The organism is Streptomyces sp. NPDC005898 (assembly GCF_040629635.1).
Taxonomy (GTDB): domain Bacteria; phylum Actinomycetota; class Actinomycetes; order Streptomycetales; family Streptomycetaceae; genus Streptomyces.
The window spans coordinates 102,211-122,249 of sequence record NZ_JBEXWC010000012.1; the positions used below are offsets into that span (position 1 = coordinate 102,211).

General features: G+C 73.0%; 17 protein-coding genes. 6 read left to right on the plus strand and 11 right to left on the minus strand.

Going from position 1 to position 20,039, the window contains the following annotated elements; all coding sequences use genetic code 11:
• Positions 1-76 precede the first annotated feature (76 nt).
• From ABZ385_RS18370 to ABZ385_RS18385, 4 genes are all read right to left on the minus strand, one after another.
• Positions 77-2,197: a fructose-specific PTS transporter subunit EIIC gene (locus tag ABZ385_RS18370; RefSeq protein WP_358912186.1), complete on the minus strand. Its 2,121-nt coding sequence runs from the start codon at positions 2,195-2,197 to the stop codon at positions 77-79.
• A 67-nt stretch (positions 2,198-2,264) separates the two neighbouring features.
• Positions 2,265-3,212 (minus strand): 1-phosphofructokinase, encoded by a 948-nt coding sequence (gene pfkB, locus ABZ385_RS18375; RefSeq protein ID WP_358583741.1) that lies wholly within the window; start codon positions 3,210-3,212, stop codon positions 2,265-2,267.
• Complete coding sequence (locus ABZ385_RS18380; RefSeq protein ID WP_358583743.1) at positions 3,209-3,970, minus strand: DeoR/GlpR family DNA-binding transcription regulator; 762 nt, start codon at positions 3,968-3,970, stop codon at positions 3,209-3,211. Before ABZ385_RS18380 ends, pfkB begins: the two co-directional genes overlap by 4 nt.
• A 227-nt stretch (positions 3,971-4,197) precedes the next feature.
• Positions 4,198-5,721 (minus strand): MFS transporter, encoded by a 1,524-nt coding sequence (locus tag ABZ385_RS18385; RefSeq protein ID WP_358583745.1) that lies wholly within the window; start codon positions 5,719-5,721, stop codon positions 4,198-4,200.
• Positions 5,722-5,839: 118 nt separating this feature from the next.
• Here ABZ385_RS18385 and ABZ385_RS18390 point away from each other — a divergent pair, with 118 nt between their 5' ends.
• Complete coding sequence (locus tag ABZ385_RS18390) at positions 5,840-6,847, plus strand: WYL domain-containing protein (RefSeq protein ID WP_358583747.1); 1,008 nt, start codon at positions 5,840-5,842, stop codon at positions 6,845-6,847.
• Between the two features lie 48 nt (positions 6,848-6,895).
• On the opposite strand, the gene ABZ385_RS18395 is transcribed toward ABZ385_RS18390, so the two are convergent.
• Positions 6,896-7,894, minus strand: coding sequence for a sigma-70 family RNA polymerase sigma factor (locus ABZ385_RS18395; RefSeq protein WP_358583749.1), 999 nt, complete (start codon positions 7,892-7,894; stop codon positions 6,896-6,898).
• A 211-nt stretch (positions 7,895-8,105) separates the two neighbouring features.
• Between ABZ385_RS18395 and ABZ385_RS18400 the strand changes: the two genes are divergently transcribed.
• Both ABZ385_RS18400 and ABZ385_RS18405 read left to right on the plus strand, forming a co-directional pair.
• A complete protein-coding gene (locus tag ABZ385_RS18400; RefSeq protein ID WP_358583751.1) occupies positions 8,106-8,654 on the plus strand; it encodes an N-acetyltransferase family protein in 549 nt (182 codons plus the stop codon).
• A gap of 71 nt (positions 8,655-8,725) precedes the next feature.
• Entirely contained in the window at positions 8,726-9,790 is a 1,065-nt protein-coding gene (locus ABZ385_RS18405) for a questin oxidase family protein (protein ID WP_358912188.1), read from the plus strand.
• Here the strand turns inward: ABZ385_RS18405 and ABZ385_RS18410 are convergent.
• Entirely contained in the window at positions 9,787-10,548 is a 762-nt protein-coding gene (locus ABZ385_RS18410) for a class III extradiol ring-cleavage dioxygenase (protein WP_358583767.1), read from the minus strand. The two genes, ABZ385_RS18405 and ABZ385_RS18410, sit on opposite strands and share 4 nt — an antisense overlap.
• 162 nt (positions 10,549-10,710) lie before the next feature.
• Between ABZ385_RS18410 and ABZ385_RS18415 the strand changes: the two genes are divergently transcribed.
• Positions 10,711-11,226, plus strand: a complete 516-nt coding sequence (locus tag ABZ385_RS18415; RefSeq protein ID WP_358583754.1) for a MarR family transcriptional regulator — start codon at positions 10,711-10,713, stop codon at positions 11,224-11,226.
• 52 nt (positions 11,227-11,278) lie between these two features.
• On the opposite strand, the gene ABZ385_RS18420 is transcribed toward ABZ385_RS18415, so the two are convergent.
• Positions 11,279-12,778 (minus strand): MFS transporter, encoded by a 1,500-nt coding sequence (locus ABZ385_RS18420; RefSeq protein ID WP_358583756.1) that lies wholly within the window; start codon positions 12,776-12,778, stop codon positions 11,279-11,281.
• Positions 12,779-12,869: 91 nt separating this feature from the next.
• Entirely contained in the window at positions 12,870-13,526 is a 657-nt protein-coding gene (locus tag ABZ385_RS18425) for a TetR/AcrR family transcriptional regulator (RefSeq protein ID WP_358698651.1), read from the minus strand.
• A gap of 360 nt (positions 13,527-13,886) precedes the next feature.
• On the opposite strand from ABZ385_RS18425, the gene ABZ385_RS18430 reads away from it, so the two are divergent.
• A complete protein-coding gene (locus ABZ385_RS18430) occupies positions 13,887-15,170 on the plus strand; it encodes a M6 family metalloprotease domain-containing protein (protein ID WP_358583758.1) in 1,284 nt (427 codons plus the stop codon).
• On the opposite strand, the gene rho is transcribed toward ABZ385_RS18430, so the two are convergent.
• Positions 15,157-16,362 carry a transcription termination factor Rho gene (rho, locus tag ABZ385_RS18435; protein ID WP_358912190.1) on the minus strand — a complete coding sequence of 402 codons (1,206 nt, stop codon included), beginning with the start codon at positions 16,360-16,362 and terminating at the stop codon, positions 15,157-15,159. The genes ABZ385_RS18430 and rho overlap by 14 nt on opposite strands.
• 309 nt (positions 16,363-16,671) lie before the next feature.
• Positions 16,672-17,466, minus strand: a complete 795-nt coding sequence (locus tag ABZ385_RS18440) for an ABC transporter ATP-binding protein (RefSeq protein WP_358699011.1) — start codon at positions 17,464-17,466, stop codon at positions 16,672-16,674.
• Between the two features lie 127 nt (positions 17,467-17,593).
• On the opposite strand from ABZ385_RS18440, the gene ABZ385_RS18445 reads away from it, so the two are divergent.
• Positions 17,594-18,592, plus strand: coding sequence for an ABC transporter substrate-binding protein (locus tag ABZ385_RS18445; RefSeq protein ID WP_358912192.1), 999 nt, complete (start codon positions 17,594-17,596; stop codon positions 18,590-18,592).
• A gap of 24 nt (positions 18,593-18,616) precedes the next feature.
• On the opposite strand, the gene ABZ385_RS18450 is transcribed toward ABZ385_RS18445, so the two are convergent.
• On the minus strand, positions 18,617-19,873 hold the full coding sequence (locus ABZ385_RS18450) for a M20 family metallopeptidase (protein ID WP_358912193.1): 1,257 nt from the start codon (positions 19,871-19,873) through the stop codon (positions 18,617-18,619).
• Between the last annotated feature and the right edge of the window lie 166 nt (positions 19,874-20,039).

Below are 20,039 nucleotides of genomic sequence, written 5' to 3' on the forward strand. Positions count from 1 at the left end.
CAAGGGAGGGGACTTCCGACAGGGGGCTTATGGGGCTTAGGTCCCGAAGTGACGCACGTCGCACCACCCCCCTGGGTCAGACGGCCGTCGGCACCCGCTCCGTGGCGTCCGTCCCGGCCGCCGTCCGCGCCTCGGTCGTGGCGTCCACGGGCGTCGCCTTGCGGGCGCTCTTCAACAGGACGACCACGAGCGTGGACACGCCGACGCCGGCGGCGATCGCGACGAGGTAGAGCAGCGGCTCCCCGATCAGCGGGACCACGAAGACACCGCCGTGCGGGGCGCGCAGTGTGCAGCCGAACGCCATCGACAGGGCGCCGGTGACCGCGCCGCCCGCCATCGAGGCGGGGATGACCCGCAGCGGGTCGGCGGCCGCGAACGGAATCGCGCCCTCGGTGATGAAGGAGGCGCCGAGGAACCAGGCCGCCTTGCCGTTCTCCCGCTCGGTCGCGGTGAACAGGCGCCCGCGCACGGTCGTGGCGAGGGCCATGGCCAGCGGCGGGACCATGCCGGCCGCCATCGTCGCGGCCATGACCTTGAGGCCGCCGTCGGTCGGGTGGGTGAGGCCGCCGATCGCGAAGGCGTAGGCGACCTTGTTCAGCGGGCCGCCGAGGTCGAAGCACATCATCAGGCCGAGGATGACGCCGAGGATGACCGCGTTGGCGCCGGACAGGCCCTCCAGCCAGTCGGTCAGCGCGCTCTGGAGCGAGGCGATGGGCTTGCCGACGACGAGGAACATCAGGAAGCCGACCACCGCCGAGGAGATCAGCGGGATCACCACCACCGGCATGATGCCGCGCAGCACGGCCGGGACGCGGGCCCGCTGGACGCCGAGGACGACGGCACCCGCGATCAGGCCGGCGGCGAGCCCGCCGAGGAAGCCCGCTTTGATGGTGACGGCGACCGATCCGCCGACGAAGCCGGGGACGAGGCCGGGCCTGTCCGCCATCCCGTACGCGATGTAGCCCGCGAGGACCGGGACCAGGAAGGCGAAGGCGAGTCCGCCGATCTGGAACAGCAGCGCGGCCCAGCTGGTGTGCTCCGTCCAGATGAAGTGCTCGGCGACCGACGGCGCCTTGTCGATCTTCCAGCCGCCGATGGCGAAGCCAAGGGCGATGAGCAGGCCGCCGGCCGCGACGAAGGGGACCATGTAACTGACGCCGGACATCAGCCACTTGCGGAGCTTGGTGGCGTAACCGTCGTCGCTGTCGCCCGCGCTCTCGACCGGGGACGGCTTGCCCGGCGCCGGCGTCGTCTCGCCGCGGGCCGCCTTGCGGCGGACTTCCGCGAGGAGTTCCGCCGGGCGGTTGACGGCGGCCTTGACGCCCACGTCGACGGTGGGCTTGCCCGCGAAGCGCGTCTTGTCCCGCACGGGGACGTCGTGGGCGAACAGGACGCCGTCCGCCGCGGCGACGACCGCCGGGTCGAGGCGGGTGAAGCCGGCCGAGCCCTGCGTCTCCACGCTGATCTCGACGCCCGCCTCGCGGGCCGCGCTCTCCAGCGCCTGGGCCGCCATGTACGTGTGGGCGATGCCCGTGGGACAGGACGTCACCGCCACGACGCGGAACGGCTCCGCCGGGGTCCCGTCGTCCCGCGTCCGCGACTCGGCAGGCTCCTGGTCCGCGGAGGGCACGGAGGGTTCGGAAGGCGCGGAGGGCACGGAGGGTTCGGAAGGTGCGGAGGGCGCGGAGGGCACGGAGGGTTCGGAAGGTGCGGAGGGTTCGGAAGGTGCGGAGGGCTCCCCGTCGGCCGGCCGGGTGCCCCGGATCAGGTCCGTGGCCGTCCCGGCGTCCGTCGCGGCCCGCAGCGCGGCCGTGAACTCGGCGTCCATCAGCTGCCGGGCCAGCGACGACAGGATCGTCAGATGGGCGTCGTCCGCGCCCGCCGGGGCGGCGATGAGGAAGATCAGGTCCGCCGGTCCGTCCGGCGCCCCGAAGTCGATGCCCCGGGCCGAGCGGCCGAACGCCAGGGTGGGCTCGGTGACATGCGCGCTGCGGCAGTGCGGGATGCCGATGCCGCCGTCCAGGCCGGTCGGCATCTGCGCCTCGCGGGCCGCGACGTCGGCGAGGAAGCCGTCCAGGTCCCTCACGCGCCCGAGGGCCGCCATGCGCTCGGCCAGGGAGCGCGCCGCGGCCTCCTTGGTTTCCGCGGACCGGTCGAGATCGAGGTCGACCAGGTCCGCAGTGATCATCTCGGTCATCGCGGGCTCCTTCGCACGCGTATCGCCCGGCGGGCGGGGGCTTTCGGGGGGACGGGGGCGGGGCGGTTCACGCGGCGGGCTCCGTCAGGACGCGGTCCAGCGGGACCTCGGCCGTCAAGGTGACCGCGTCCGGCCGCAGGTCGCCGGGCGCCGGCATCACACTGCCCGGCAGCTGGACCGCGGCGGCGCCGTGCGCCACGGCGGAGGCGAGGGCCTTTGGCCCGTGGCCGCCCGCGATCAGGAAGCCTGCCAGGGAGGAGTCACCGGCGCCGACGTTGCTGCGTACAGCCGCGACCGGGGCGCTCGCGAAGTGCGCGCCCGCGTCGTCGACCAGCAGCTGGCCGTCCGCGCCGAGGCTGGCGAGAACGGCGCGCGCGCCCAGCGCCCGCAGTTCCTCGGCCGCCTTGAGGGCGTCGCCGACGGTGGCGAGGGGGCGGCCGACGGCGGCGGCCAGTTCCTCGGCGTTGGGCTTGACGACGTCCGGGCGCCCGGCGAGCGCCGCGAGCAGGGCGGGGCCCGAGGTGTCCAGGGCGATCCGGGCGCCCGCGGCGTGGGCGCGGGCCACCAGCTCGGCGTACCAGGAGGGGGCGAGGCCGCGCGGGAGGCTGCCGCAGCAGGCGATCCAGTCGGCGCCGGCGGACTTCTCGCCGACGGCGGCGAGCAGGGCCGTCGCCTCGGCCCCGGACAGTTCGGGGCCGGGTGCGTTGATCTTCGTGAGGGTGCCGTCCGGTTCGGCGACGGCGATGTTGGAACGCGTCTGCCCGGCCACCGGCACCGGGGCGGCCTCGATGCCCTGTTCGTCGAGGAGGGCCGCGACCAGCGCGCCGGGGGCGCCGCCGAGGGGCAGTACGGCGATGGTGCGTACGCCCGCCGCCGCCACGGCCCGCGAGACGTTGACGCCCTTGCCGCCCGGGTCCATGCGGTCGCCGGTGGCGCGGACGACCTCACCGCGGTCGAGGGCGGGGACCTCGTAGGTGCGGTCCAGGGAGGGGTTCGGGGTGACGGTGAGGATCATGCGCGTACTACTTCCGTGCCCGCGCGCTCGATGGCGGCGGCGTCTTCGGGGGCGAGGCCGGTGTCCGTGATCAGCAGGTCGACGTCGGTGAGGTCACCGAAGCGGGCGAAGTGCTCCTGGCCGTGCTTGGCGGAGTCCGCGAGCAGGACGACCCGGCGGGCGGCGGCGACGGCGGCACGCTTCACGGCGGCCTCGGCGAGGTCGGGGGTGGTGAGGCCGGCCTCGGCGGAGAAGCCGTTGGCGGCGAGGAAGAGCACGTCGGCGCGGATCTCCCCGTACGCGCGCAGGGCCCACGCGTCGACGGCCGCCCGCGTGCGCCGCCGGACCCGGCCGCCGATGAGGTGCAGCTGGATGCCGGGGTGGTCGGCGAGGCGGGCGGCGGTCGGCAGGCTGTGCGTGACGACGGTGAGCGTCGACTCCAGCGGGAGGGCCGCGGCGAGCCGGGCGACGGTCGAGCCGGCGTCCAGGACGGCGCTGCCCTCGGCCGGCAGCTCGGCGAGGGCGGCGCGGGCGATGCGGTCCTTCTCGTCGGCGGCGGTGCTCTCGCGCTCGGCGAGGTCCGGTTCGAAGTCGAGGCGCCCGGCCGGGATGGCCCCGCCGTGCACGCGGCGCACGAGTCCGGCGCGGTCCAGCGCCTTCAGGTCGCGGCGGATGGTCTCCGCGGTGACCGCGAACTCCTCGGCCAGCGACAGGACGTCCACCCGCCCGCCGTCGCGTGCGAGCCGCAGGATCTCCTGCTGCCGCTCCGGTGCGTACATGTCCGTTTGCCTCCGCCGCATGCCCGAGCTTGTGGTTTCCCCGGCAGAGTACGGTCGGGCGAGCGGAAAGTAAACACGTTCGGGCAGGAAGTGGGCACAAGCGGGCTCAGGGCAGAGGCCGAGAAACGCGTGGACCCCCGCGCCCTGAGGGGCACGGGGGTCGCACGGCACTGGGCGCGGCATCGCTCGGCGCGGGGTCTGCCCCGGGAGAGGGCCGCGCCCCGGGGTCAGTGGCTCAGCGCGGCCTCGCGCTCGGGCGCCTCGGGCTCCGGCGCGACGGGGGCGCCGCCCTCCACCTGCTGCTTCGGCTTCGCCGGGAGCGCGAACATGAGCAGGAAGATGACCACGAGCACGCCCGCCGCCCACCCCAGCGCGTTCTCGAAGCCGGCCTCGAACTCCGCGGGGAGCCGGTACGGCGCGACCTCCTCGTCGATCACGCCGAAGAAGACGACCGACACCAGGCCGAGGCCGAGCGCGGTGCCCATCTGCTGCACGGTGTTGATGAGCCCGGAGGCCGAACCCGCGTGCTCGCGCGGCACGTCGGACAGGACCGCGTCCGTCAGCGGCGCCACGATGAGACCCATGCCGACGCCCATCACGACCAGGGGCAGCGCCATCTGCCAGGGCGCGATGCCGGTGCCGTACCGGTCCACCTCCCAGATGTAGACCAGCAGGCCCGCGGCCATCGTCAGGGCGCCCGCCTGGAGCACCTTGCGGCCGAAGCGGGGCACCAGCTTCTGCACCGACATGCCCGCCGCCGCCGAGACGGCGATCGAGAACGGCACGCCCGTCAGACCCGAGCGCAGCGGGGTCCAGCCGAGGCCGAGCTGCATGTACAGGGTCCAGACGAGGAAGAAGATGCCCATCACGACGCCGAAGACGGTCTGCACGGCGATGCCCGCGGCGAAGCTCTTCACCTTGAACAGCGACAGCTCCACGAGCGGCGAGCCGTCCTTCGCGGCCTTGTGCCTCTCGTACGCGACCAGCGCGCCGAAGACGACGAGGGAGCCGGCCATCATGACGTACCCCCACGTCGGCCAGCCCAGCTCGCGGCCGCGGGTGAGGGGGTAGATCAGCATCAGCATGCCGAGGGTGACCAGGACGACGCCGACGAGGTCGAGCTTGAGGGCCCTCGGGGCCTTGGACTCCGTGATGAACTTCCGGCCGAGGAGGACGCCCGCGATGCCGACCGGCAGGTTGATCAGGAAGATCGGCCGCCACTCCAGGCCGAAGAGGTTCCACTCCGTGAGCAGCGCGCCGAGCAGCGGTCCGGAGACCGCGCCCAGGCCGACGATCATGCCGAAGAGCCCGAAGACCTTGCCGCGCTCGTGCGCGGGGAACGTCGCGTGCACGATGGACAGCACCTGCGGCACCATCAGCGAGGCCATGGCGCCCTGGAGGATGCGGGAGGCGACCAGCATCTCCGGGTTGGCGGCCAGACCGCACAGCGCGGAGGCCACGGTGAAGCCGGTGATGCCTATCAGGAAGAGCCGCTTGCGGCCGTGGATGTCGCCGAGCCGTCCGCCCGTGATGAGTCCGGCGGCGAACGCGAGCGCGTAACCGGCGGTGATCCACTGGATCTGGCTGTAGGTGGCGCCCTGGTCCCGCTGGATCGACGGGATCGCGATGTTGACGATGGTGACGTCCACGAGGTCCATGAAGGCGGCGGTCATCACGATGGCCAGGGCGAGCCACCGGCGCCGGTCCGCCGCCGGCGGGGCTTCGGGCAGGGTGCTGGGGGAAGAACTCATGCCGGAAGGCTAGAAGGCATGTAGGTCATAACAGTTCCTATATCCACGGCATGCTGGATGCCATGACGACGACCGAGGGTCCGACGAGGACCGCGCCGCTGCTCCGGGCGGCCGGCGCGTGACCGGGGCGACGGGCGCCCAGACGCCCATCCGGCTGCTGCAACTGCTCTCGCTGCTCCAGGCGCCCCGCGAGTGGCCCGGCAGCGAGCTGTCCGAGCGGCTCGGGGTGAGCCGGCGCACGGTGCGGCGCGACGTGGACCGGCTGCGGGACCTCGGCTATCCGGTGCAGGCGACCCAGGGCGCCCTCGGCGGGTACCGCCTGGTCGCGGGCAAGGCCATGCCGCCGCTGGTCCTCGACGACGAGGAGGCGGTGGCCATCGCGGTGGGGCTGCGGGCCGGGGCGGGGCACGCGGTGGAGGGCGTGGAGGAGGCGTCCGTGCGGGCGCTCGCCAAGCTGGAGCAGGTCCTGCCGGCGCGGCTGCGCCACCGGGTGTCGGCGCTGCAGATCGCGACGATGCCGCTGACCGGCGGGGACGGGGCGAGCATCGCGCCGGAGACGCTGACGGTGATGGCGTCGGCCACGGCCGGCCACGAGCGCCTGCGGTTCGCCTACCGCACGGGGGACGGCACCGAGTCGCGGCGCCTGACGGAGCCCTACCGCCTGGTCTCGACCGGGCGGCGCTGGTATCTCGTGGCGTACGACATCGACCGCGAGGACTGGCGCACCTTCCGCGTCGACCGGATCGCGGAGCCCTTCCCCACGGGGGCGCGGTTCGTGCCCAGGGAGCTGCCGAAGGGGGGCGCCGCGGAGTTCATCCGCCAGTCGGTGTGGCGGGGGCAGGAGGCGTACGAGATCGACGTGACGTTCGCCGCGCCCGCGGAGTTCGTGACGGCCAGGCTGCCGTCGACGCTCGGCGCGGTCGAGCCGCTGGACGCGGGCCGCTGCCGGCTGCGCGGCAGGGCGACGGACTCCGTCGAGTGGCTCGCGGTCCGCCTGGCGGTGACCGACTGCGACTTCACGGCCCACGGGCCGCCGGAACTGATCGACTGCCTGCGGGAGATGGGCGGCCGCCTGACCCGGGCGGCCGCCGGGCACCCCGACGAGGGCCCGGTCCGCCCCGCCTAACCGCGCGCGGCCTCGGCCGCAGGGGGGATGAGGGGCCCCGCGAAGGCCCTAGGCGACCGCGTCGAAGCCCGTGTCCCGCGCCAGCTTCTTCAGCTCCAGCAGGGCGTGCTTCTCGATCTGGCGGATCCGCTCGCGGGTGAGCCCGTGCTCCTTGCCGACCTCCGTCAGCGTCCGCTCGCGGCCGTCGTCGATGCCGTACCGCATCTTGATGATGGAGGCCGTGCGCTGGTCCAGGCGGCCGATCAGGTCGTCCAGCTCCTCGCTGCGCAGCAGCGACAGGACGGACTGCTCGGGCGAGACGGCGGAGGTGTCCTCCAGGAGGTCGCCGAACTGGGTGTCGCCCTGGTCGTCCACGCCCATGTTCAGCGAGACCGGGTCGCGGGCCCAGTCCAGGACGTCGATGACGCGCTCGGGCGTCGAGGACAGCTCGGCGGCGATCTCCGCGGGCTCCGGCTCGCGGCCGTGCTCGCGGTTGAACTCGCGCTGCACGCGGCGGATGCGGCCCAGCTCCTCCACCAGGTGGACGGGGAGGCGGATGGTGCGCGACTGGTCGGCTATCGAGCGCGTGATGGCCTGGCGGATCCACCACGTGGCGTACGTGGAGAACTTGAAACCCTTGGCGTAGTCGAACTTCTCGACGGCGCGCACCAGGCCCGCGTTCCCCTCCTGGATCAGGTCGAGGAGGGGCAGGCCGCTGCGCGGATAGCGGCGGGCGACCGCGACGACCAGGCGCAGGTTCGACCGGATGAAGACGTCCTTGGCCCGCTCGCCGTCGGCGACGAGGGCTGCCAGCTCCTCGCGGTCCGCGGTGACCTTGCTGTCCTCGACCTCGCCGTCCAGGATCTTGCGGGCGTACACACCCGCTTCGATGATCTGGGACAGCTCCACTTCCTTGGCGGCGTCGAGCAGCGGCGTACGCGCGATCTCGTCGAGGTACATGCCGACCAGGTCGCGGTCGGCGATCTCCCCGCCTACGGCGCGAACACTGCGTGCCGCATCGGTCTCGCCGGAGGCGGACTTACGACGGGCGACGGCACGGGTTGCCATGCGTGCTCCCTTGCGTGTGGTGTCCTGGTCGGCCCTCTTGCCGGGGCCTGCTGTGTGTCGGCCCCAGTGGGGCCTGTGTGGCGGATGGCACACCTTCGAGTGCCCTGCATCCGATGGAAACAACGACTGGAATCCGGACAGAATTCCCATGCGGCGCTTCTTTTTTCCTGACGGTGCAGTACCCTGTCGCGCCACACGGGGAGGGCAGTCGATGACAGAACGTGCGCGGGTGCAGGTCAGGCCGGGGGTCGAGAGCGATCTCGAAGCCCTCACCGACCTCTACAACCACTACGTACGTGAGACGGCCATCACCTTCGACACCGTCGCCTTCCTGCCGGAACAGCGCCGCCCTTGGCTGCTCTCCCACCCCAAAGACGGCCCTCACCGTCTTCTGGTTGCCCAGGAAACGCGTTCCGACGCACGCCCCGGCCGACTGCTCGGCTACGCGACCAGCGGCCCGCTGCGCCCGAAGCCCGCCTACGCCACCTCCGTGGAGGTCAGCGTGTACTGCGCCCCGCACGCCGCGGGCCACGGCATCGGTACCCTCCTGTACACGGCGCTCTTCGCGGCCCTGGAGGGCGAGGACCTGCACCGCGCCTACGCCGGGATCGCCCTGCCGAACCCGGCCTCGGTCCGCCTGCACGAGCGCTTCGGCTTCCGGCACGTGGGCACGTACGAGGAAGTGGGCAGGAAGTTCGGGCGGTACTGGGACGTCGCCTGGTACGAGCGGCCCCTCGGCCCTCCCGGCCCCCGGACCTAGGGCCGGGACGGGGCCCGCCCTAGGTCTCCGGGCCGTTACGGGCCGCCCGGCCGGGGGCCTACCGTCCCGGCATGAGCGACACTGCCGGCACGACCGACCCCACGGGCATCCTCGACGAGGCCTTCGAGCGGCTGCACGGCTTCGGGCCCGAGCGGCTGGGGCGGCTCACCAACCACGCCCCGATGGCCGTCGAGGCGCTCGCCGCGCGCGGGCAGGCGGGGGCGGTCCACCGCTGGCTCGATCGCTACGCCCCGAAGCTGGAGGACCTGCCCGCCCCCGTCGCGCCGATCACCGTCGCGGAACGGCACACCGCCCTCGGCGATCCGCGCCGGGCGGCCGACTGGATCGGCCACTTCGGCCGGGAGATCGCCGCGCGGCCCTGGCGTGAGGTGCTCGCCGAGTGGTGGCCCGTGCTGCTGCCGGGGATGTGCGGGGGCTCGACGCACCCCGTGATCCGGGTGGGCCACGCTGTGCGGGCCCTGGCGGGGGGCGAGACCACGCCCCGCCTGGCCGAACTGGCGCACGGCCTCGGCTACTGGGCCGCCCGGCACCGCCCGGTCACCGGCCTGGCCCCACTGCCGGGCGCCGTGAGCGCCGCCGAGGCCCTGGACGCGGTGCCCCCCATCACGGACCGGGCGGCGGGCGGCTTCCCCGACCGGCTCGCCCGGGTGCGCGGGCTGCCGGTGTGGGCCGCCTCCGTGACGGACCCCGACCAGGCGCGGCGGGCGCTGGCCGAGCTGGTCCGGGCGGCCACGCACCGGTACGCCACGCACGGCCACGGCGACGAGGTGATGCTCGTCCACGCGGCGACGGCCCCCAACGCCGTGCTGCGCGCCCTGCCCGCGCTCCCTCGCGCGCTGTGGGTGCCGAGTCTGCGCGCCGCCTGGACGGCGTCGGCGGCGGTCACCGCCATGTACGCGCCGGACGCACCGGTCGCGTACGAGCCGCGGGGTTCCGTCGCCGCGGCGGAGGTGGCCGAGCTGGCGCTGGCGCACGGCGACGAGCACGTCATCAAGTTCACGGACACGGCGCTCGACATCGGTGATGAGCGGGCGCTGGCGGCGGCGCTGCGGGCGGTCGAGCTGGGTGAGCCGCTCGGGTGGCCGGGCGGCCGCCCGGTCGCGGGCCCGCGCTAGCCGAACTGCACCGACCGCTTCGCCAGCCCCATCCAGAACCCGTCGATGACGCTGCGCTGCCCGGCGAGGTCCCCCGTGGCGTCGGCGGCGCCGAGGGTCACGAAGAGCGGGGCGAAGTGCTCGGTGCGGGGGTGGGCGAGGTGCCCGGCGGGGGACGCGTGGCCGAAGTCGAGGAGCGCGTCCACGTCGCCCGCCGCGAGGGCCTCCTTCCCCCAGGCGTCGAACTCGGCGGACCAGGAGGGGGTGCCGTCCTGCCGCAGCGCGGCCAGGTTGTGCGTGAAGAAGCCGCTGCCGACGATCAGGACGCCCTCGTCGCGCAGCGGCGCGAGCCTGCGGCCGAGGTCCATGAGGCGGCGCGGTTCCAGGGTCGGCAGGGAGATCTGGAGCACGGGGATGTCGGCGTCGGGGTACATCTCCACCAGCGGGACGTACGCGCCGTGGTCGAGACCCCGGTCCGGCACGTCCTGCACGGGTATACCGGGGGCGCGCAGCAGTTTGCGCACGGAGTCCGCGAGGGCGGGGGCGCCCGGGGCGGCGTACGTCACCTGGTAGTAGCGCTCGGGGAAGCCCCAGAAGTCGTACACGAGCGGCGCGGTCGCGGTGGCGCCGAGGGCCAGGGGCGCCTCTTCCCAGTGGGCGGAGACCATGAGGATCGCCCGGGGGCGGGGCAGACCGGCGGACCAGGCGGCCAGTTCGGCGGGCCACACGGGGTCGTCGGCGAGCGGCGGCGCGCCGTGGCTGAGGTACAGGGCGGGCATGCGGGTCATCGCGCACCTCCGGGCTGCGTGTGGGGGCCTTGGGGCCGGGGGGGCGGGACCCCTTTGGCCGACAGAGGCATCTACTTGAACTCTCAAGCTTTACGCTCGACGGTACGCGTGGTTTGTTCAAAGTTCAAGGAAGGGCCTCGTACAGTGGAGTACATGGACATGGCACCCACTCCTCCCGCAGACGGCGGACCGCGCTGGCTGGACGGCGACGAACAGCGCGTTTGGCGGTCCTACCTCCAGGCGAGCACCCTCCTCGACGACTTCCTCGACCGTCAGCTCCAGCGCGACGCGGGCATGCCGCACATGTATTACGGGCTATTGGTCCAGTTGTCCGACGCCCCCCGGCGGCGGCTGCGGATGACCGAGCTGGCCAAGACGATGAAGATCACCCGGTCCCGGCTCTCGCACGCGGTCGCGCGCCTGGAGAAGAGCGGCTGGGTGCGCCGCGAGGACTGCCCCTCCGACAAGCGGGGCCAGCTCGCGATCCTCACCGACGAGGGGTTCGAGGTGCTGCGCAGGACCGCCCCCGGCCATGTCGCCGCCGTACGCCAGGCACTGTTCGACCGGCTCACCCCGGAACAGCAGAAGTCCCTCGGCGAGATCATGACGATCGTCGCCGAGGGACTTCAGCCGAAGGAGGCGGGGGCCGACCTCCCCTGGCTCCGCTAGGAGACCCTGCCCGGGCTCCGCCAGGAGACCGGGCCCGGGTGAGCGGGCGGGGTCAGTGGGCCATCACCGGGATCTTCAGCTCGTCCTCGGTGCCCTCCAGCGCGTCGCCGGAGGCCGCGGGGCCGCCCTGGTGGCCGGTGTTGATGAACGTCGCCGCGATCAGGGCGGCGACCGCGAGGATGCCGACCGCCCACCAGATGGCGCTGGTGTAGCCCTCGACCATGGCCTGCGCCTTGACGAGCCTCAGGTCGGCGCCGCCGGCCACGTGGTCCGCGAGGTACGCGGAGGTCGCCGAGGCGGCGATGGTGTTCAGCAGAGCCGTGCCGATGGCGCCGCCGACCTGCTGCGAGGTGTTGACCATCGCGGAGGCGACACCGGCGTCACGGGGCTCGACGCCGTGCGTGGACAGCGACATGGCGGGCATGAACGCCGTACCCATGCCGAGGCCCAGCATCAGCTGCGCGGGCAGGATCAGACCGGCGTACGAGGTGCCGATCTCCAGCTGGGTCAGGAGCAGCATGCCGAGCGCGGCGAGCAGGAAGCCCGGGGCCATCAGCAGGCGCGGCGGGACGCGGGTCATCAGGCGGGCGCCGAGCTGCGTGGAGCCCACGATCATGCCGACGATCATCGGCAGGAAGGCGAAGCCGGTCTTGACCGGCGAGTAGCCCTTGACGATCTGCAGGTAGTACGTGAGGAACAGGAACAGGCCGAACATCGCGATGATGGCAAGGCCGAGCGAGAGGTAGACGCCACCGCGGTTGCGCTCGGTCAGCACGCGCAGCGGCAGCAACGGCGACTTGACCTTGGACTCGGTGAGGACGAACGCGGCGAGCAGCACCGCCGACGCCACGAACATGCCGATCGTCACGGAGTCCGACCAGCCGTCGGACTCGGCGCGGGTGAAGCCGTAGACGAGCGCGACCAGGCCGAGGGTGGACAGGACCACGCCGGGGACGTCCAGCGGCGAGCGGTTGCGGGTGCCGGCCGGCTCGCGGATGACGAAGTACGCGCCGAGGGCGGCGATCACCGCGAAGGGGATGTTGACGAAGAACGTCCAGCGCCAGTTCAGGTACTCGGTGAGGAAGCCGCCGAGGATCAGGCCGACGGCGCCGCCGCCACCGGCGATCGCGCCGTAGATGCCGAAGGCCTTGGCGCGCTCCTTGGCGTCGGTGAACATCACCGCGAGCAGCGAGAGGGCGGCGGGCGCGAGCAGCGCGCCGAACACGCCCTGGAGGGCGCGGGCGCCCAGCATCATGGCCTCGCCGGTCGCGGCGCCGCCGAGCGCGGAGGCCGCGGCGAAGCCGATGAGGCCGGTCACGAAGGTGCGCTTGCGGCCCCACAGGTCGGCGATGCGGCCGCCGAAGAGCAGCAGACCGCCGAAGGCGAGCGCGTAGGCCGTGATGACCCACTGGCGGTTGCCGTCGGATATGCCGAGGTCCTGCTGGGCGGAGGGCAGCGCGATGTTCACGATGGTCGCGTCGAGGACGACCATCAGCTGTGCGAGGGCGATGAAGACGAGGGCTTTCCAGCGTCTCGGATCTGCTGCAGACATGGGTGTGCCACCTAGCGGTACGAAAGTGTGAACAACGATGTGGGAAAAGGCGGCGGACCCGGCCCCGGGCCGGCCCCGCCGCACGGCGGGGTCAGCGCTTGCGGAGGTCTTCCAAAGTCGCCGCCTCCCCCGGGAGTTCGGAGCGGGCGGGTGCCATCAGGCCGTCGAGGAACAGCTGGAGATGGCGGTGGACGAAGCGGTCCATGTTCGGGCAGGCCGTGCCGGGCAGCGGCCGGCCGAGCTGGGAGAGGGCGACCATGAGGTCACCGACGGCGATGTCGGTGCGCAGCTGCCCGGCCGCGCGGGCCCGCTCCACGAGGCCCTCGATCGACCGCTCCAGGTGATCGCGGGCGTCCAGCAGGTCGGGGTGGTCGTGGTCGAAGGCGGCCGACAGCATCGGGCACAGGGCGCCGATCCGTTCGTCGGCCGCGGCGTGGACGAAGGTGCGCAGGGCCGTGAAGGCGGCGCCCGGGTCGGCGTCGGCCGTGGCGATGCCCTGTTCGGCGTGGGCGGCGACGCGGCCGGTCACGTAGAGCACGACCTGGTGGATCAGTTCGGCGCGGTCGGCGAAGTGGCGGTAGAGCGTGGCGTTGCCGACGCCCGCCCGGCGCGCGATCTCGTCGAGGGGTACGTCGGATCCGTACTCCACGAGCATCTCGCGTGCGGCGGCGACGATCCGCTCCCGGTTGCGCAGGGCGTCGGCCCGCGGGCGGGGCGCTCGGCGCTGCGGGGCGGTGGCGGTGTCCACGGCGTGCTCCTCTGCTGACTCTTGCGGTGACGATCCGGGTGGCGATCGACGTTCTGTACGAGCGGCTGTCGCCGGGCGGCGACGGCGGTCGGTGTCCTGCGTCCGGTGCGATGCGGGGAGTGAGTCCCCGTTTCGCGCGGACACAGGTCTAAACGGGGAGACGGTCCCCGGATATTTCCCGCACCGGCCCTGAACCGCTGTGTCCCGCGTCACACCTGGTGCGCCGGAAATACCCACGGGGGATCGGCGGAATACCCACGATCGGTCGCACCCAGCGCGCGCCCGCGCACCCCTCGGCACAGGGTGATCGGACAGGGTGCAGCCAGGACCGGCGGCTGCCGCTAGGTGGAAGGCCCACGCATGCAGCAGCCGATCTGGCGCCGGATAGGCCCCGCCCGTCGCGGTGTGGCCCTCGCATCGGTCACGGCACTCGCCCTCGCGGTCACCACCTCGGCGAGCACCGGACGGCTGATGGAGGACTCCCCCAGCGCGGCGGGCCCGGTGTCGATGGCCCGCGGGGCCACGCTCGGCCCCTGCATGATCAGCGGCACGATGGGCGTCCAGATGTCGGAGGGCATGCCCACCTCACCCGGCTACTCGCGCTCCACCGGCACCGTCCGCGCCCTGAACCTCATGGTCGACTTCTCCGACGCACCCGGCCAGGGCAGCGCCATGGACCGGCTCGCGGAATTCTTCCCGCAGACCTCGCAGTGGTTTCGCACCAGCTCCTACGGGCGCCTCGACTACCGCCCCGAGTCCCCCGTGCCCGACTGGCTGCGGATGCCCAAGCCGTTCGCGGAGTACGGGATAGAGCGCGGCGCCCCCTTCGACCCGGGCTACCGGGAGCTGGTGGAGGACATCGTGGCCGCCGCCGACCCGGACGTGGACTTCCGTACGTACGACCTGGTGAACGTCCTCATCACCCCGAACGCCGGTCCCTCCGCGCTGGACACGGTCCTGTCGGTGACCTTCGCGGGCAATCACGAGGCGCCGGTCGCCGACGGCGTGCCGGTCTCCAACGCGTCCTTCGTCTACAGCCGGCAGGACGACGGCTCGGGCAGCTACCAGGAGACGGGCTACCGGGTCCTGCCGCACGAGAACGGCCACGTCTTCGGCCTGCCCGACCTCTACACGCAGGACGGCGGCGGCGCGGCCGGCCACTGGGACATCATGAGCGAGGACTGGGGCGCCAACAACGACCTGCTCGCCTGGCACAAGTGGAAGCTGGGCTGGCTCGACGACGACCAGGTCGGCTGCGCGGCCAGGACCGGCACCACCGAGCACGTCCTGACGCCGCTGGCCCGCTCCGGCGGCACGAAGCTCGCGTTCGTCCCGCTGACCGAGAAGACGGGGTACGCGATAGAGGCCCGTACCCAGGGCGGCAACGACGAGGCGGTCTGCAAGCCGGGCGTCCTGGTCTACCGGGTGGACGCGGACGTCGACACCGGCCACGGCCCGGTCACGGTCGCCGACTCGGCGGCGGACAGCGGCGGTTGCACCCGTCGGCCCAACGTCCACGCGGAACTCTCCGACGCGCCCTACGCCCCCGGCGAGACCTTCACCGACCGCCGGGCGGGGGTGCGGGTGACGGTGGCGGACGTGACGGACGGCGGGGATTACCGCGTGCACGTCACGCGGCCGTAGCGCCGTTCCCCGTCTGGGCGCCGGCGCTGCCCGCCCCCGGCACGGTCTGCTGCACCTGCCGCAGGAACGCGGCGTTGCCCGGGGTCTTCCTCATGCGCTCGATCACCGTCTCCAGAGAGGCGTGGCTGTCCCTGCCGACCAGGGCCCGCCGCAGCCCGCGTACGGCGGTCAACTCGTCGTCCGTCAGGAGCAGTTCCTCCCTGCGGGTGCCGGAGGGGGTGATGTCGATGGCGGGGAAGAGGCGCCGGTCGGCGATGACGCGGTCGAGGCGCAGCTCCATGTTGCCGGTGCCCTTCAGCTCCTCGAAGTAGTAGTCGTCGGCGCGCGAGCCGGTGTCCACGAGGACGGTGGCGAGCATCGTCAGGGAGCCGCCCTCCTCGGCGAGCCGCGCGGCGCCGAAGAGCCGCTTGGGCCCCTGGATCGCGGTGGCGTCGACGCCGCCGCTGAGGGTCTTGCCGCCGCTGGAGGCGGCGTTGTTGTACGCCCGGCACAGCCGCGTCAGCGAGTCGAAGAGCATGACGACGTCCCGGCCCTGCTCGACCAGGCGCTTGGCGCGCTCCACGGCCAGCTCGGCGAGCGCGATGTGCTGCTTGGCGGGGCGGTCGAACGTCGAGGAGTACACCTCGCCGCGGACCGACCGCAGCATGTCGGTGACCTCCTCGGGCCGCTCGTCCAGCAGGACGACCATGAGGTGGCAGTCGGGGTGGTTCTCGGCGACCGCCGCGGCGATCTGCTGGAGCAGAATGGTCTTGCCGGTCTTCGGGGGCGCCACGATCAGACCGCGCTGCCCCTTGCCGACGGGGGCGACGAGGTCGACGAGGCGCCCGGTGACGCCGCCGCCCGCGGACTCCAGGCGGAGCCTCTCGCGGGGGTGCAGCGGCGTCAGCTCCCCGAAGCGGGGCCGCCCGCGCAGGGCCTCGGGCCGGTGTCCGCCGACGCGGTGCACGCCGGTGAGGGTGCGGGCCCGCCCGGCGCACTCGCCCTCGACGAAGTCGCCGGTGCGCAGCCCGAGGCGCTGGACGAGGGGGGCGGGGACCTGGACGTCGTCGGAGGCCGGCAGGCACCCCTTGCCGCGCAGGAACCCGCGGCCGTCCCGGGCGATGTCGAGGACGCCGGTGCAGGTGATGGGCGCGGTGGTGGCGGTGGTGGCGGACGCGGTGCGCGAGACCGGTGCGGTCGCGGTGGCGGTCATGTGAGTGGTCCTTTCGCGGACGGGCAATGAGGGGGCCCTGCGGGGCGGCGATGACCACGCCCCGTACGTCGGGTGCTCCGTACGACAGGTGATCCAAACATCGGGTGATCCGTGCGGCGAACGCCGGGAACTGCCGGATGAGCAGTGTGGGAGAAGGCCCGATCGGCCTGGAAGACCCCGAGAAGGGGAGCTGGAAGAGGAGTACGGGCGCCCTGAGACGAACCGGGGCGTACACACGTACTGCTCGCACCGTAGCACATGCCGTTGCCGGCGCACCGGGAAACGCGCCGCCGCGAGTCCGGGGTGGGGTCAGCTCCGGGTGGCGGTGGGGCGCACCGCCGGGACCACGACCGGGGAGCCGTCCGCCGCCGAGCGCAGGATCTCCGCCTCGATGCCGTAGAGCGTCTTGACGAGTTCCGCGTCGACCACCTCGCGCGGCGGGCCCGTCGCCACGACCCGCCCGGCCAGCATGGCGACGACGACATCCGCGTACCGCGCCGCCGCGGCGAGGTCGTGGACGACCATCACGATGGTCCTGCCCTCCGCCGCGACCTGCCTGACCAGGTCGAGGACCTCCACCGCGTGGCCGATGTCGAGCGCGCTGGTCGGCTCGTCGAGCAGGACCACGGGGGTTTCCTGGGCCAGCGCCATGGCGAGCCAGCACCGCTGGCGCTGCCCGCCGGAGAGCTGGTCCAGGCGCCGTTCGGCGAGTTCCGCCGTGCCGGTGGCCTCCAGCGCCCGGGTCACGGCGCGCTCGTCCTCGGCGGACCACTGGCGGAACAGCCCCTGGTGGGGGTGGCGTCCGTACCGTACGAGGCCCGCGACCGTGACCGCCTCGGGCGCCTGCGGCGACTGCGGCAGGAGGGCCACGCGGTGGGCCGTCTCGCGCTGCTTGAGCCGCCAGATGTCGGCGTCGCCCGCGAAGACCCGCCCGGACACGGGCTGGTGGAGCCGCGCCATGCAGCGCAGGAGTGTCGACTTGCCGCAGCCGTTGGGGCCGACGATCGCCACCACCCGGCCGGATTCGACCGTGAGGTCCACGCCGTCGACGGCGGTGTGCGTGCCGCCGTAGCCGGCGGTGAGCTGCTCGACGCGGAGTTCCACGGGGCGTGCCTTTCCGAGTGCGAGGGGCTCACCCCTTGCCAGCTTGACCTAAGGTAAGGCTAACCTTAGCCAAAAGGGTGGTCGTTGACGACCACTTCATCATGTCCTCTTGATCCCGGAGCTGTTGATGACCGTCCCCCGCCGCCCCTTCTCCCTCGTCTTTCGAAGCGCGCCCCGGTCGGTCGCGGTGCTCGGCGCGGCGGCGCTGCTCCTGACGGGCTGCGGCTCGGACGACGGCTCCGACAAGGACTCCTCCGCCAAGGGCGGCTCCGGCTCCGCCGCCACCCGCACCATCAAGGACGCGACCGGCAAGACGGTGAAGGTCCCCGCCCACCCCGAGCGCGTGGTGACGCTGACGCAGGAGGACCTGGACGCGGTGCTCGCGCTCGGCGTGAAGCCGGTCGGCATCACCAACGGCCAGGGCCTGGACAAGCCGCCGGCCTACCTCGCCGGCAAGGTCGAGGGCATCGACGTGGTCGGCAACCTCCTCCAGCCCGTCATGGACAAGGTCGTCGCGGCCAAGCCCGACCTGATCCTCGCCGGTGACATGCAGGACGAGCAGGTCCTGAAGCAGCTGCGCGAGATCACGCCCGCGACCGTCGTGACCATGGCGCCCACCGACGACTGGAAGCTGACCCTGCGGGGCATCGGCAACGCCGTGAACGCACTCCCGAAGGCCAACAAGGTCATCGCCGCCCACGAGAGCGCCGCCAAGGCCGCGGGGCAGAAGCTCGGCGCGAACATGGGCGCCGAGGTGTCGATCGTGCGCTGGAACCCGGACGGCCCGAGCTGGATGGAGAACAAGCAGTTCGCCAGCGGTGTCGCCCTGGAGATGGGCCTGAAGCGGCCCAAGAACCAGAACAAGGACGGCAACGCGCACACCCCCTCGCTGAGCCTGGAGAAGATCAACGAGATCGACGGCGACTGGCTCTTCCTCTCCACGCTGACCTCGGACGGCGAGAAGGCCCTGAAGGACGTCCAGAAGAAGCCCGCCTACAAGGACCTCGGCGCGGTCGAGAAGAAGCACGTCGTGACCGTGGACGGCTCCGTGTGGTCGACCCGCGGCGGCCCGCTGGCCGCCGACGAGGTCATGCGCGACATCAGCGAGGCGCTCACGAAGAAGTAGCCCGCGTCACGAAGGAGTGCCCGCTTACGAGGAAGCGGCCCGCGCACGTCGCCTGTACGCGAAGTCGGCCGCCGTCCACGCCATGCCGAGCGCGCCGTCCAGCAGGGCGCGCTCGGCGGCCGGGGAGACGGCGGCCGCCGCGAACTCCGGTTCGTGCGGCCCGCAGGCGCCGCCGCTGATGTCCAGGACGGGGTGGATGGACGGCACGAGGTGCGAGACGTTGCCCATGTCCGTGCAGGCGAAGGGCTCGCGCTCGACGGGTTCGGCGCGGCCGAGGGCCCGGGCGTTCGCCTGCCACAGGGCGATCAGCTCCGGGTCCCCCCGGAAGTCGAGGTAGTCGGGCTCGGGGCGCTCCAGGGTGACCTCGCAGCCGGTGGCCAGCGCTCCGGCGCGGAAGCAGTTCTCGACGCGTTCGCGCAGTTCGCGCAGGTCCTCGGCGGCCAGGGCGCGGATCTCGTACGAGGCGGTGGCGCGGTCCGGTATCGCGTTCGGCGCCGTGCCCGCCGCGGTCGTGATGCCGTGCACCCGCCACTGGGGCGGCAGTTGCTGGCGCAGCAGGCCGAGCGCGACCTGTGCGACGGTCAGGGCGTCGGCGGCGTTGCGGCCCTCGTGCGGGTTGAGGCTCGGGTGCGCGGACCTGCCCGTGTACGTCACCGAGAGCGTGCCGAGCGCGAACGAGCGGAAATCGGCCATTTCGAACGGGCAGGGGTGGACCATCATCGCCGCGTCCACGCCGTCGAAGGCGCCCGCGTCGATGAGCAGCGCCTTGCCCGCGCCGCGCTCCTCGGCCGGCGTCCCGAGCACCCGTACGGTCAGGCCGAGTTCATCGGCGTACGGGGCCAGGGCGAGGGCCGCGCCGAGCCCCGCGGCGGCGATCAGGTTGTGGCCGCAGGCGTGGCCGAGGCCGGGCAGGGCGTCGTACTCGCAGGCCAGGGCGACCGTGACGGGTCCGGAACCGATGGTGGCGCTCACCGCGGTGTCCAGGCCGAAGGCGGGCGCGGTCACCACGAAGCCGTGTTCGCCGAGGAGTTCGGCGCACCAGGCGGCCGCGCGGTGCTCCTCGAAGGCCGTCTCGGGATGCGCGTGGATGCGGGCGCTGAGGGCGAGGAGGGCGGCGCGGTGGGTCTCGACCTCCTCACGCAGGGCCGCCTTGAGGGCGACCGGTTCGGCGTCGGTTGCCTTGAGGACGGCGGTCGGCTCGGTGGCGGTCGTTTCGGCGCCGGCCGTCGCGCGGTCGCGTGGGGCGGTCGTGAGGTCCGCGGGGGCGGTCGTCTTCTCCATGGCGAGCAAGATAGCTTAGGCTTACCTAAGTTGACATGGGTGGGCCCGGTCGTGGGTCCGCGCCCAGGTTCGGTCACGCACGTCCACATTCGGTCACGCACGTCCAGGTTCGAGTCAGACACCGCCAGGTTCGGGTTCAGGTCCAGGTCCAGGTTCACGGGAGTCC

Bases quoted from the DNA above. Each gene is read 5' to 3' on its own strand.
- ABZ385_RS18370 (WP_358912186.1), bottom strand. From the start codon at position 2,197: ATGACCGAGATGATCACTGCGGACCTGGTCGACCTCGATCTCGACCGG.
- pfkB (WP_358583741.1), bottom strand. From the start codon at position 3,212: ATGATCCTCACCGTCACCCCGAACCCCTCCCTGGACCGCACCTACGAG.
- ABZ385_RS18380 (WP_358583743.1), bottom strand. From the start codon at position 3,970: ATGTACGCACCGGAGCGGCAGCAGGAGATCCTGCGGCTCGCACGCGAC.
- ABZ385_RS18385 (WP_358583745.1), bottom strand. From the start codon at position 5,721: ATGAGTTCTTCCCCCAGCACCCTGCCCGAAGCCCCGCCGGCGGCGGAC.
- ABZ385_RS18395 (WP_358583749.1), bottom strand. From the start codon at position 7,894: ATGGCAACCCGTGCCGTCGCCCGTCGTAAGTCCGCCTCCGGCGAGACC.
- ABZ385_RS18400 (WP_358583751.1), top strand. From the start codon at position 8,106: ATGACAGAACGTGCGCGGGTGCAGGTCAGGCCGGGGGTCGAGAGCGAT.
- ABZ385_RS18405 (WP_358912188.1), top strand. From the start codon at position 8,726: ATGAGCGACACTGCCGGCACGACCGACCCCACGGGCATCCTCGACGAG.
- ABZ385_RS18410 (WP_358583767.1), bottom strand. From the start codon at position 10,548: ATGCCCGCCCTGTACCTCAGCCACGGCGCGCCGCCGCTCGCCGACGAC.
- ABZ385_RS18415 (WP_358583754.1), top strand. From the start codon at position 10,711: ATGGACATGGCACCCACTCCTCCCGCAGACGGCGGACCGCGCTGGCTG.
- ABZ385_RS18420 (WP_358583756.1), bottom strand. From the start codon at position 12,778: ATGTCTGCAGCAGATCCGAGACGCTGGAAAGCCCTCGTCTTCATCGCC.
- ABZ385_RS18430 (WP_358583758.1), top strand. From the start codon at position 13,887: ATGCAGCAGCCGATCTGGCGCCGGATAGGCCCCGCCCGTCGCGGTGTG.
- rho (WP_358912190.1), bottom strand. From the start codon at position 16,362: ATGACCGCCACCGCGACCGCACCGGTCTCGCGCACCGCGTCCGCCACC.
- ABZ385_RS18445 (WP_358912192.1), top strand. From the start codon at position 17,594: ATGACCGTCCCCCGCCGCCCCTTCTCCCTCGTCTTTCGAAGCGCGCCC.
- ABZ385_RS18450 (WP_358912193.1), bottom strand. From the start codon at position 19,873: ATGGAGAAGACGACCGCCCCCGCGGACCTCACGACCGCCCCACGCGAC.